Annotated in this window: 9 protein-coding genes; 6 read left to right on the forward strand and 3 right to left on the reverse strand. The window is 40.4% G+C overall.

The features are described 5' to 3' along the window. Positions 1-67: 67 nt before the first annotated feature. Positions 68-4,426: a CusA/CzcA family heavy metal efflux RND transporter gene (locus DU508_RS14170; protein ID WP_115403459.1), complete on the forward strand. Its 4,359-nt coding sequence runs from the start codon at positions 68-70 to the stop codon at positions 4,424-4,426. A gap of 7 nt (positions 4,427-4,433) precedes the next feature. Next, entirely contained in the window at positions 4,434-5,576 is a 1,143-nt protein-coding gene (locus tag DU508_RS14175; protein WP_115403460.1) for an efflux RND transporter periplasmic adaptor subunit, read from the forward strand. A 94-nt stretch (positions 5,577-5,670) separates the two neighbouring features. Here DU508_RS14175 and DU508_RS14180 read toward each other — a convergent pair whose 3' ends face one another. Together DU508_RS14180 and DU508_RS14185 are read right to left on the reverse strand one after the other, a co-directional pair. Next, a complete protein-coding gene (locus DU508_RS14180) occupies positions 5,671-6,858 on the reverse strand; it encodes a hypothetical protein (protein WP_115403461.1) in 1,188 nt (395 codons plus the stop codon). Next, positions 6,855-7,496: an RNA polymerase sigma factor gene (locus tag DU508_RS14185; RefSeq protein ID WP_115403462.1), complete on the reverse strand. Its 642-nt coding sequence runs from the start codon at positions 7,494-7,496 to the stop codon at positions 6,855-6,857. The genes DU508_RS14180 and DU508_RS14185 overlap by 4 nt, the downstream gene beginning before the upstream one ends. A gap of 153 nt (positions 7,497-7,649) precedes the next feature. On the opposite strand from DU508_RS14185, the gene DU508_RS14190 reads away from it, so the two are divergent. From DU508_RS14190 to DU508_RS14205, 4 genes are all read left to right on the forward strand, one after another. Then, on the forward strand, positions 7,650-8,498 hold the full coding sequence (locus DU508_RS14190; RefSeq protein WP_115403463.1) for a hypothetical protein: 849 nt from the start codon (positions 7,650-7,652) through the stop codon (positions 8,496-8,498). A 150-nt stretch (positions 8,499-8,648) separates the two neighbouring features. Further along, positions 8,649-9,209, forward strand: coding sequence for a YceI family protein (locus tag DU508_RS14195; RefSeq protein ID WP_115403464.1), 561 nt, complete (start codon positions 8,649-8,651; stop codon positions 9,207-9,209). 4 nt (positions 9,210-9,213) lie between these two features. Beyond that, a complete protein-coding gene (locus DU508_RS14200) occupies positions 9,214-10,152 on the forward strand; it encodes a DUF5777 family beta-barrel protein (RefSeq protein ID WP_115403465.1) in 939 nt (312 codons plus the stop codon). 12 nt (positions 10,153-10,164) lie between these two features. Beyond that, the gene (locus tag DU508_RS14205; RefSeq protein WP_115403466.1) at positions 10,165-10,617 is read left to right on the forward strand and encodes a QcrA and Rieske domain-containing protein; all 453 of its coding nucleotides are present in this window, start codon (positions 10,165-10,167) and stop codon (positions 10,615-10,617) included. A 1,192-nt stretch (positions 10,618-11,809) separates the two neighbouring features. Here DU508_RS14205 and DU508_RS14210 read toward each other — a convergent pair. Further along, positions 11,810-13,549: a copper-translocating P-type ATPase gene (locus DU508_RS14210; protein WP_115403467.1), complete on the reverse strand. Its 1,740-nt coding sequence runs from the start codon at positions 13,547-13,549 to the stop codon at positions 11,810-11,812. Positions 13,550-13,647 lie beyond the last annotated feature (98 nt).

Here is a 13,647-nt window from a genome sequence, read left to right on the forward strand (position 1 = left end):
CTGTTTTTTTTCGGGGGGGCTTGCCCTTACCTCGAATGATATGTCGATCCATTTAAAATAATTTATTATGCTAAATAAGATTATCGGCTTTTCCGTTCGGAATAAGCTGATCATTGCCTTATTTGTTCTTTCCCTTGTGGGTTGGGGAACTTATGAGGTTACTAAATTACCCATTGATGCACTTCCTGATATTACGGATAATCAGGTTCAGGTTATTACCGTTTCCCCTTCTTTAGGTGCTCCGGATATTGAACGTTTAATTACATTTCCCATTGAACAAGCATGCAGCAGTATTTCAGGCCTTAAACAGATCAGGAGCTTTTCCCGTTTCGGGCTTTCTCTTGTAACCATTGTTTTTAATGAAGAAACAGACGTTTATTGGGCCCGGCAACAGATTGCCGAGCGATTACAACAGGTTCAGCAAGAAATTCCACAGGGAATAGGATCTCCGGCAATGGCGCCGGTTTCCACTGGTTTGGGTGAGATTTACCAGTATGTTGTTCGTCCAAAAAAAGGTTATGAAGGCAAATACAATGAACAAGACCTCCGCACCATTCAGGACTGGATTGTCAGACGTCAGCTTCTTGGAACGCCCGGTGTGGCAGAGGTTTCGAGTTTTGGCGGCAGATTAAAACAGTATGAAGTTGCCGTTAAACAAGATCAGCTAAAAGCCTACGGGCTTACAATTGCAGATGTTTTTGATGCCCTGGAAAAGAATAATGAAAATACCGGAGGTGCCTATATTGAGAAAGGGCCCACGGTATTATATATCCGCAGTGAAGGATTAACCACAAGCCTTGCCGACATCGAAAAGATTGTGGTCAAAACCCTTGATAATGGCATGCCTGTATTAATGGCTCAGGTAGCCAGGGTACAATATGGATCGGCTATACGCTACGGTGCGATGACTTATAACGCACAAGGTGAAGTGGCCGGAGCTGTGGTAATGATGTTGAAAGGAGAAAATTCATCGGTTGTGGTTAAACGGGTTAAGGATAAAATTGCCCAGATCCAAAAAATGGTTCCTGAGGGCGTGGTTGTTGAGCCTTTCCTTGACAGGACCAAAATGGTGGATAATGCCATTAGTACTGTAGAAACCAATTTAATGGAAGGTGCACTGATTGTGATCTTTGTACTGGTTTTCTTCCTCGGAAATCTGCGGGCAGGTTTAATTGTATCCTCCGTTATTCCATTATCAATGCTTTTTGCCATCATTTTAATGAACAAGTTTGGCGTTGGCGGAAACCTGATGTCGTTAGGTGCGATAGACTTCGGCCTTATTGTTGATGGTTCTGTAATTGTTGTAGAAGCGATTCTCCATAGATTTTCGCATAGTAAACATTTCAGGTCATTTAACCGGATAGATCAAAATCAAATGGATGAGGAAGTTGAGAAATCGACTGGCTCTATGATTAAATCAGCAGTATTTAGTCAGATCATCATCCTCATTGTCTATCTCCCCATTCTATCACTGGAGGGTATTGAGGGCAAAATGTTCAAACCTATGGCATGGACAATAGCCTTTGCCATATTTGGTGCATTTATCCTATCCATTACCTATGTGCCGATGATGTCGGCGCTATGTCTGAACAAAACCATCAGCCATAAGAAAAATCTTACGGATAGACTGATGGCCTGGCTGGAACGTAAATATCAACCTGTGCTGAGCGGCGTACTTAAATTTCCAAAAACGATATTAACCGTAACAATTTCCCTTTTTGCAATAGCCGTATTGATTATGGGTACCCTGGGAGGAGAATTTATTCCCCAATTGGAAGAAGGTGATTTTGCTGTAGAAACGCGTTTATTAACAGGTAGCAATCTTAATAATACCATTGAAACCACTCAAAAAGCATCGAAAATCTTACTGGATAAGTTTCCCGAGGTGGAGAAAATAGTAACCAAAATTGGTAGTGCTGAAATCCCGACAGATCCTATGCCCTTTGAGGCTGGTGATATGATGGTGATCTTAAAACCCAAAAAAGAATGGACTTCTGCAAGCTCGTTTCCGGAACTGAGTGCAAAAATGACAAAGGCTGTAGAAGTTATTCCAGGTATTACAGTTGGTTTTCAGTTTCCTGTGCAGATGCGTTTCAATGAATTGATGACGGGGGCACGCCAGGATGTGGTGTGCAAAATATTCGGTGAAGATCTTGATTCGCTGGCAACGTATGCCAGGCGCTTGGGAGGAATTATTGGAACCGTTAAAGGTGCTATTAATGTTTATGAAGAGCAGGTTACGGGAATGCCGCAGGTTGTGATTAAGTACAATAGAGATGGAATGGCCAAATACGGAATAAACGTGACTGACGTAAACCGCGTGGTCAATACTGCGTTTGCAGGTCAGATTGCGGGTCAGATTTATGAAGGGGAAAAGCGCTTTGATATGGTGGTGCGTTTGGATGAGGCGGCGAGAAAAAATATCAGAGATGTTGAAAACCTGATGGTACTTACCAAATCAGGTAATCAGGTTCCACTAAGCCTGGTGGCTAATATTGATGAAGTTGAAGGGGTAAACCAGATACAACGGGAAGATACTAAAAGAAGAATAATTGTAGGTTTCAATGTTAAGGGCAGAGATGTACAATCCATTGTAGAAGAACTGCAGCAAAAGGCCGGGCAACTTAGTCTTTCAAAAGGATATACCATTTCATACGGAGGCTCCTTTGAAAACATGACCGCCGCGAAATCAAGATTGGCAATTGTGGTGCCCATTGCGCTCCTGCTGATTTTCCTGCTGCTCTATTTTGCCTTCAGCTCTGTAAAACAGGGCCTCCTCATTTACACGGCCATTCCTTTATCTGCCACAGGTGGAATATTGGCCCTTTGGATAAGGGATTTGCCTTTTAGTATATCAGCAGGAGTAGGTTTTATAGCACTTTTCGGTGTTGCTGTGCTTAACGGAATCTTACTGGTAACGGAATTTAACCGCTTGAAAAAAGAAGGGTGGACCGATGTAAAACGCATCGTTATCCATGCAACAAAGTCAAAGCTTCGTGCCGTATTGATGACTGCATTGGTTCCTTCTCTGGGATTTATTCCGATGGCCGTTAGTACGGGCGCAGGCGGAGCTGTTCAAAAACCGCTGGCTACAGTGGTAATTGGAGGCTTACTCGTTTCAACCATGTTAACCTTATTTGTTTTACCAATGTTATATATCATATTTGAAAAGGGCTTTGGATATTTCCGGTCAAAGGGTAAGCTTGCCATAGTGGTGGTTTTGATGTTCATGGGAACCATTCCATCTCAGGCACAGGAAATTAATCTTAAAGCCGCCCTTGATACTGCAATCAAAAATAATGTGTCGTTACGGGTTGCCAGAACAGAAGTGCAATATTATGAACAATTGAGCAAGAATAGTTTTGATGTTCCAAAAACTGCTCTGGGTTTCGATTATGGAAAATTTAATAGCCTGGAGAATGACAATAAGTTTTCGATAGTGCAAAACATTGATTTTCCTACCGTTTATGGCCGGCAAAATGCAGTTCATAAAACCAATATCCGCATTGGAGAAATACAATTGAACAGTAAACGGTCAGATCTTAAGGCCGAAGTCAAATCTACCTATTTCAATCTGATCCTGTTAAGAGAAAAGCGTAAGCTTTTAGTATGGGCAGATAGTGTTTACAGCGCGTTTCTTGAAAAAACATCACAACGGTTTAGGTCTGGTGATGTTGATGTTTTGGAACTTCGCACAGCTGAAAATCAGAAACAACAAATTGGCAGTCAAATGGAAATGCTGGAAACAGATTACAATCAAAGTTTAAACAGGTTCAGGTTTTTATTAAACAGCAACCTTAATTTAGAACCAGCTGCTGATAGTTCGGTATACCCATTTCATTTGGTTGCTAAACAGGAAGCAGATCATAACCCGGTTCTTAAGCTGAGCGAGGCGCAACTGGAACTTGCCAAAAAGCAAAAAGCATTGGAAAATAGCAAGCTGATGCCATCTTTGAGTTTTGGTTATAACAATTCAAGTATCATTGGCTGGCAAACAAACAGCATCGGTGCAGAGCAATATTTCAATGGAAACAAAAGATTTTCATCCATCAGCATCGGATTGGGAATTCCTGTTTTCTTTGGTGCCCAGCAATCCCGGATCAAGGCCTCTAAAATTGCGATCCAACAAAAGGAACAGGAACTGGAAATGAACATAAAAATGGTTAAGCATGAATTGGAAAATGCTGTTCAGCGCTATCTGAAATTGGATAAGGTAACCCGGTCTTATCAAAAAGTTTCACTGGCAAATGCCGGAGATATCATCAAAACAGCAACTGATAAGCTTAACGCCGGAGAAATAGCTTATCTCGATTGGGTCATACTGATCAACCAGTCGATACAACTTAAAGCAGGATATTTTGATAAGGTTCAGCAGCTTAATGAAACTGCATTTGAGATAGAAAGATTAACGGCAACAGATAAATAACACAAAGATGAAGAATAAATTAAATGTAGGAATTATTTGCATGGCTGTGTTAATGGCTTGCGGTAATCCGGAAAATCAAAAAGACATTTCGGTCGATCAGGCGGTAACGGTAAATACAAATGAGGTACAGTTAAGTGCTGAACAGGTCAGGAATGCAGATATCCGGACAGGAAAAATTGAGACAAAGCGAATGTATAACACCATTAACGTTAATGGAGTGGTTGATGTTCCACCCGAAAACACCTACTCGGTAAGCGTGCCAATGGGTGGATATATCAGGAAGATGTTGCTGATTCCAGGGATGATGGTTAAGAAAGGTGCTGTGCTCACTACAGTAGAAGATCAACAATATATTCAGTTGCAGCAGGATTATCTTACTTCAAAAAACAAGCTGAAGTTTGTGGCAGAAGATTATATCAGGCAAAAAGGGCTGAACCAAACCAAAGCAACCAGCGATAAGATTTTTCAGCAAACAGAAAGTGAGTTCAATAATCAGAAAGTGCTGGTAAAGTCACTGGCAGAGAAACTGAGGCTTATCGGAATCAATCCTTTAACATTGAACGAGGATAACATAACCAGGAGCATTAGCATTTATGCTCCTATTAGCGGTTATGTGACCAAAGTGAATGTTAATGCCGGGAAATATGTAAACGCAGCCGATGTACTTTTTGAGCTTATCAGCCCCGGAGCGCTTCATGCAAGCCTTACGGTATTTGAACGTGACGCCGCAAGCCTTAAAATTGGACAGGAAATTGTTTGTACAACATCTGCTAACCCGGAGAAAAAATACATAGCTAAAATACACCTTATTACCCCGAATATTGAGGGCGACCGCACCACAACTGTACACTGCGACCTTGAAAATGCAGGTAATAAGTTGTTACCAGGAACATTTCTCAATGCTGCAATTTCAGTTTCAAATGCAGTTGTTGATGCAGTTCCGGAAGATGCAGTTGTAAAATGGGAGAATAAATATTATGTATTTGAAGACCTCGGCAGTTACCGGTATAAAATGATTCCGGTTGAAATTGGTACTGCTATGGAGGGATTTACAGAGATTAAGACAAAAAGCAGACCAGGTAATATCGTAACCAAAAATGCCTATGCAATTTTAATGAAGATGAAAAACAGTGGGGAAGAAGGAGAATAAACCATAGAAAGCGGAATGAGTTACTGTTTTGATGCCGTATTCTCCTTTTGGATCCATGGTTATAAAAATAAGTTTTCGGTTAATCACGAATAAGTTATGGTATTGATGGGCCTTGTTTTTTATTGAACAGGTTCGTCATGTTTACAGAAACGGCAATCCCTGTTGATGATAATTTTGAATTTCCATAGCCAATATTAGTTAGTGGAACTTTAGCAAAAGGTGTGATACTAATACTGAGTTTATTGCTTATTTGATGTTGAAAGGCCACACCAATATTTGCAACACCTAAAAAGTGCTGGTTTTGGTTTTTTACCTCATACGATTGTGGACCGGCAGCATAGTCATTTTGATAAGAATAGTAATACGCTTCCTTAAGCATCAGATAACTTGATAATCCTGTACTCAATGTTAAAGAATTTCGGTTGTTGCCCAACAATTTGTAGTTTACATTAAGCGGAATATCCAGTACATCGCAGTTCGCATGGATGTTGGTGGGCTGATTTTTGAAAACATAATTTGATTGTGGACGATATAAACTAAAGTCTGAATCGTATATTTTTTTGGCATAAGAAGCTCCTGTTGTAATGCTTAACCGCTTGGTTAGCATTAAAGTGGCTTCTATGCCAATACCTCCGCTTAAACTACTTTTACCCGATTTTTGTACACTTGTCAAATCTGGCGCAGCAACGATACCCAGTACAAAATTTGGTTTTCTTTTAGTGCTTTTTATAGATGGTTTATCTGCGCTTTTTAATGCCACAGGGGTATTGAATTCCTGATGTGCCAATGTTACAGAACTTTGAAAGAATTCCGGTTCAATCCTGTTATTTGAGAGATCAGCAAGCCTTCCATGCTGATTAAATATAAATGTATCTGCTTTTGGAGACAATGTTTTCTTGTCTACGAATTTCTGATTCAACGCTGCAAAAGCATTTGGGTTATTTCCAATGGTCAATGTATTACTGATTTTAGAACGGTCACGGTCTTTCTCGGCCGGTTTTGTATGAAGATCTGATATCGGGTTTTCTTTATCCTTACTATATTTTTTGTTGTCAACATTGACATCGGTTAAGTTTTGATGGGGTTCGATCAATAAAAAAACCACAAGCAACACAGCAGCAATCCCAGCTACGGCTGTCATCCAGAAAAATGGTATTATCCGGCGTTTTTGGTTAGGATGCAATCGTTCTTCCAGCACGTCCCAATCCAGGTCATTATAAGGAATATCAGGATTTTCCAATCCATCCTTAAATAACTTATCTATGTCTTTTTCCTCTCTCATTGCATATTTGTATTTAATCGTACCTGTAAAAGGTTTTTGTTCTCATCCGAAGGTTGAACTTTGTAGGTTATTTCCTCTGTAGCCTTAAGCATTTCCTGTAATTTTTGCCTGGCTTTGAACAGATTGGATTTTGATGTCCCTACAGAGATCTGCAGTAATTCCGCAATTTCTTCATGGCTGTAACCATCAATCGCAAACAGATTGAAAACAGTTCTGTAGGCCGGGCTCAGGTTTTGTATAAGCTTCAGCAGGTCGTTATAGGCCAGTTTATCATAAACAGCACTTACTTGTGTTAAACCTTCAAAGCCATCGATATCCAGATGCCCGGCAAACTTTAAGTTTGTGCGGTAGAAATCAATGGCAGTATTAGTCATGATCCTTCCGAGCCAGGGCAAAAATGCCTTGGTGGATTCATATTTCGAAATGTTCCTGAATGCTTTGAAAAAGCCATCATTTAATATCCCAGCAGCATCAAGCCTATTGTTTGCATAGCGCAAACAAATGCCCATAGCAAAGCTGTAGAAATGTTTGTATAGTGCTTTTTGACTATTTCTGTCATTTCTAATACAGCCTTCTATATACCCTTGTATAATATGTTCACCATCGCGATTAGTGGTCACTGATTCTCCTTTCAACATGCATTACGTTAAGGATTTACAAAAGGTTGCCTATAAAAAAAATATTTTTTGGAATGCTTTTTTTAAAAAAAACTTTACTGCTGGTAGCAACCATTTCGAATTCGGGTGCGTAATGACAGCAAATAAAGATAATAATACTAAAACAAAACCTTTATGTTAACCTACCTAAAAAGAAATATGCCGGCTATTTGTTGTATAGCCTTGTTATTGAGCGCCGCCTGCAAGAAATCAGGCAGTGATGATCCAGCAATTGATAGAAAAGGAATCCAACTAACAACTGATTCGAAATTCGGAACTGTACTTACAGATAAAGATGGAAAGAGCCTTTACTTTTTTGCCACAGATGTTGCCGGAACAGCAAATTGTACTGGCGATTGTGAAACCGTATGGCCGCTTTACTATTCGGCTGATATCAGTACCGATATGAATCTGGATCAATCACAAGTTGGAGAGATTACCAGAGCAGATGGAAGAAAGCAAAGTACCTATAAAGGTTATCCACTTTATTATTATGCAAATGATGCTGCATCAGGCGATATTAAAGGAGATGGCGTGGGCGGTATCTGGTTTGTGGCCAAACCAGATTACTCACTCATGCTTGCCAATGCGCAATTGGTTGGCTTAAATGGAAAAGCATATACCGCTGGCTATGTGGAAGGAAATGGCAATACCAGGTATTTTACTGATACGAAGGGAAGAACGGTTTATGCATTTACACCCGACAAAAACAATAAAAACACGTTTACAAATGCCGATTTGAGTAATAATAGTATATGGCCGGTTTACGAAATGGATTTAAAAAGCTTACCATCGGTCATTTCTAAAGATTTAATTAGCGTGATTGATGTTTTTGGAAAAAAACAAATGACTTATAAGGGTTGGCCTTTGTATTATTTCTCGCAAGATACCAAGCGTGGAGAGAACAAAGGCGTAAGTGTTGGTGCAGCGCCAGGCTTTTGGTTTGTGCTTAATACCACATCTCCGGTTGCTCCTGCACCTTAACAAGATATAGGGGTTGGGTAGATGGGATAAGGTCGGCTGGCATATTTGGCCGGCCTTATAATCTATCCCTTTATTGGAGTAACATACTCTTACCCTGACCTGGAGCTCAGCGATAGCACTTTTAATTCAACTGACATAAACTTTAGCTCAATGAAAACAAAAATAACGATAATGGCAATTGTTCTTGTCATATTTCTATTGATACGTTGTTTATCAGCAAATGCCCAAAACTATGTTTCGGGGAATGTTAAGACTTCTTTTTTTTCGTCTACTCCAATTGAGGATATCAGAGCTGCAAGCAATAAAACCTCTGCAGTACTGATCGCTGAGAGCGGAGCGTTCGCTTTTCAAGTGCCTGTTAAAAGCTTTGAATTTGAGAAAAAACTGATGCAGGAACACTTTAATGAAAATTATCTGGAGAGCGATCAATATCCGACAGCATCATTTAAAGGAAGTATTGAGCCTAATATCAACTGGACAAAAAATGGAGAGTATAATGTAATGGCCAAAGGGATATTCACCATTCATGGAGTTGGTAAAACCCGGACTATTCCTGCAAAAATTTCAATAAAAGACGGCTCAGTGAATATAACTTCTGCTTTTGATGTGGCTTGTGCTGATCATGACATCAGGATTCCAACACTTGTTTTTACCAAGATTGCAAAGGTTATCAGTGTAAAAGTTAACGGAACGCTTATTCAAAAACCATAAATATATGTCAAAAATCTATACGCTAATCACTTTTATCCTTTTGATAAGTGGTAAACTTTTTGCTCAATCAGCAGATTCACTGCTCCAGTCAATAACTGACACCTCCGAGTTTAAAATGATCAATCCTGCCTTTAAATCGACGAGGATTGTATTGTCTCATTCCACAGAAACACAAAAAGCTCATGATCTCGATATGCGTATACGGCATCATTTTGGAGACATTGGCGGAGAGTTTGGAAGTGCACATACCCTTTACGGTTTAGATGTTGCCTCAGATTTATTTATTGGTTTCGATTATGGTATAACCGATCGGTTAACCGTAAGTATTGGCCGGAGTAAGCATGATGAATTATACAATGGATTTTTAAAATATAAATTATTTGAACAGCGTGGCGGCAAACACCATGATTTTCCACTGAATATCACATTCCTGGCACAGATGGGTTGGATCACCAGAGCACCTTTTGCAACCAATGAATTTACGGTGTATGCCAATCGTTTTACTTATTTTTTGCAGCCCTTAATTTCCAGAAAAATCAGTCAACGGCTTTCCTTGCAAGTTGCACCTTCAGTTTTGCTCAGGAAAAACACAGTTGAATCCAGAGATCCGGAAAATTTATTTAGCATCGGTTTTGCAGGGAGACTAAAACTGACCAAACGTTTATCATTTATCGCCGACTATACTTTGGTTAATGGTTTAAACCGTCCGAATGATCTGAGCCAAAAATTATATAATCCACTTGGCGTTGGTTTAGAAATTGAAACCGGTGGACATGTCTTTTCGCTAAATTTTATGAATTCAGAATTTATTTCGGAGAACAGCTTTATTGCCGATACTAAAAAATCGTGGAAACACGGAGGTGTACGCTTTGGCTTTACCATTTCCAGAAATTTCACACTATTTAAATCAAAGGATAAAAATATTCAATCTAAAATTTACTAATAAAACAAAACTATGGAACGTAATGAATTTATTAAATCGCTCGGGCTTGGAGTTGCCCTGGTTTGTACAGGCAGTTGCTTTTCCGGCTGTGGCAAAAAAAGTGATTCACCTGAACCCAATAAACCTGGTGGTGGACCAGTACCTCCGGGTACAGGTGTAAATGTCGATCTGAACACACAAATATTAGCGGTTGGTGCATCAATAGTAGTAAGTGGCATTTTGTTTATCCGCATCGCCTCTGGAAATACAACTTCTTCATTTGCTGCAACTCAGGCAACTTGTCCACATCAAGGTGGTTCGCTTGCATTTATAGAAGCCAATAATTATATCCAATGTAGTTTGCATAGTTCCAGGTATACCACAGCAGGTGCCATTTTAGCGCAACCAAATGACGGAGGTACCACAAGTGCATTGAAAACATATCCACTCACTATTTCAGGTAATACGCTTACGGCAACTGCATAAGATTGGATAGAGACTCGCCCGTCATTGCGCAGGCGGGAACCCAATGTCATTAAATTAAGGAGAAAACAAAAACAATTATCGACGCAGTGAAGACCGCTAAGCAGCTACAAGTAAATCCCTGACCTACAGGTACTGTACCTGGTTTGCCGCTGAATTGTTTTTGTAAGGGAGTAGTGCCGTTTATTGATTTTTGTGTTTCATCGCCTAGGGATTATTCGGGTGTTTTCCCGCAGTGCCGCTGATCAAGCAGATAAGATAAAGTCTGCGTGATTTTCTTAAATCTGCGGGACGTTGTTTCTTTAAGAATTTAAATTATGATTAACAGTGAATTATAAAAACACGTCATTGATAGGCACGGAGAATCCCTGACCCACAGGTATTGTGCCTGGTTTACTGCTGAATTGTTTTTGCAAGGGAATAGTGCTGTTTATTGATTTTTGTGTTTCATCGCCTGGGGATTATTCGGGTGTTTTCCCACAGATGCCGCTGATCACGCAGATAAGATAAAGTCTGCATGATTTTCTTAAATCTGCGGGACGTTGTTTCTTTAAGAATTTAAATTATGATTAACAGTGAATTATAAAAACACGTCATTGATAGGCACGGAGAATCCCTGATCCGCAGACATTGTGCCTGGTTTACTGCTGAATTGTTTTTGCAACGGAGTAATGCTGTTTATTGATTTTTGTGTTTCATCGTCTGGGGATTATTCGGGTGTTTTCCCGCAGATGCCGCTGATCACGCAGATAAGATATAAGATAAAGTCTGCGTGATTTTTTTAAATCTGCGGGACGTTGTTTCTTTAAGAATTTAAATTATGATTAACAGTGAATTATAAAAACACGTCATTGATAGGCACGGAGAATCCCTGATCCGCAGACATTGTGCCTGGTTTACTGCTGAATTGTTTTTGCAACGGAGTAATGCTGTTTATTGATTTTTGTGTTTCATCGTCTGGGGATTATTCGGGTGTTTTCCCGCAGATGCCGCTGATCACGCAGATAAGATAAAGTCTGCGTGATTTTCTTAAATCTGCGGGACATTGTTTTCTTAAGAATTTAAATTAGAATTATGATTAACAGTGAATGCTTGCTAAATCTTAAATCTTTCGCTATGGAAAAAAACGCATTTGAATAACCCAATCAATCGGGAATAACAACAAATGAGATTTTTTGAACAGACTCGCTTAATATTATTTCTTCAATCTTAATGAGTTTAATATAACCGAAACTGAGCTCAGGCTCATGGCCAGAGCTGCGAGCATAGGGGAGAGCAGGATGCCGAAAACAGGATAGAGGGCTCCGGCTGCAATAGGGATGCCCAGGATGTTATAACCCAAAGCAAAAAACAAGTTGCCACGGATATTCGACATGACTTTTCTGCTTAATGCCTTCGCTTTCCAAATCCCTCCCAGGTCGCCGTTGATCAGGGTAAGGGCCGAACTCTGTATGGCGACGTCTGTTCCAGTGCCCATCGCAATCCCTATATCGGCCTGAGAAAGTGCCGGGGCATCATTTATTCCATCTCCGGCCATAGCTACCTTTCTACCCGCTTCCTGTAGTTTTCTAATCTCACTGAACTTATCTTCGGGAAGCATCTGCGCTTTAAAGCCATTCAGTTTAAGACTTTCACTTACAGCTTTTGCAGTGTACTCATTATCACCTGTGAACATGATAACTTCCAAACCTTCTTTTTGCAGACTTTTTATAGCTGATGAACTGGATGGTTTTATCTGATCTGAAATAACAATAAATCCTGCAACCTGCTTTCCAATGGCCAGATAAGATACCGTTTTTCCTTTTTTCTGCTCTAAATTTACACTGTTTTCAACCTCGGGGGAAATGGCTGCACCAATCTTTTCCATCAGTTTTTTATTGCCTAGTGAAAGCTGTTCTCCGGCCATTCTGGCTGTTACTCCTTTTCCGGTTACAGATTCGAAATCAGTAACGGGGCTGGCCGAAACTTTTTGCACTATTCCGTAACGAATGGTTGCCTCAGCAAGGGGATGCTCACTGTTTTTGTTAAGTGAAACAATCCTTTGAAGAATTTCCGCTTCATTCAACTCTCCGGTAGTGCTAACCACTTTTTCGACAGAAGGTTTACCCTCAGTGAGTGTGCCTGTTTTATCGATAACCAGGGTGTCAATGGCATTCATCTTTTCCAGGGCTTCTGCATTTTTAAACAGGATGCCCAACTGGGCCCCTTTTCCTACACCAACCATAACCGACATGGGCGTAGCCAATCCAAGTGCACAAGGGCAGGCGATAATCAGCACTGCAATCGCATTTACCAGTGCATATACCAGAGCAGGATCGGGGCCATAGATTGCCCACAGGACAAAAGTCAGCACAGAGATTAACACTACAATGGGTACAAAATATCCCGAGATCCGGTCGGCCAGTTTTTGGATGGGTGCTTTTGACCGACTGGCATTATTAACCATTTCAATGATCTGGGCGAGCAGGGTTTCACTGCCAACCTTTTCTGCGAGCATGAGAAAAGTCCGGTTTCCATTGATGGTGCCCGAGCGTACCTGATCGCCTTTTGTTTTTTCAACCGGAACGGGCTCGCCAGTGATCATAGACTCATCGATAACGGCCTCGCCTTCAATGATACTCCCATCCACAGGGATTTTTTCGCCAGGTTTAATTCGTAAGAGATCTCCTTTGATAATCTCATCGATATTTACGGTTGATTCTTTTCCATCCCTTATTCTGATGGCGTTACTAGGGGAGAGTTTCAGAAGTTCTTTAATGGCACTATTGGTTTTGCCATGCGCTTTCGCTTCTAATAGCTGGCCGAGTAATACCAGGGTCAGGATTACGGTAGCAGCTTCAAAGTAAACATACACCGTACCGTGATGGGTTTTAAACTGATCAGGAAAGAGGTTTGGAAATAACAAAGTGGAGTTGCTATCTTTGAGTAGAGACATTTATGGAGCAGATTTGAAATGTAATTTTAAATTTGGCATATATGAAACACAGAGTATTTGACGATGAGTTCAAAAAGATGGCAGTAGAGCTGTCCAGG

Origin of the sequence: Pedobacter chinensis, from assembly GCF_003339865.1 — a bacterium.
In the GTDB taxonomy this organism is placed as follows: Bacteria; Bacteroidota; Bacteroidia; order Sphingobacteriales; family Sphingobacteriaceae; genus Pedobacter; species Pedobacter chinensis.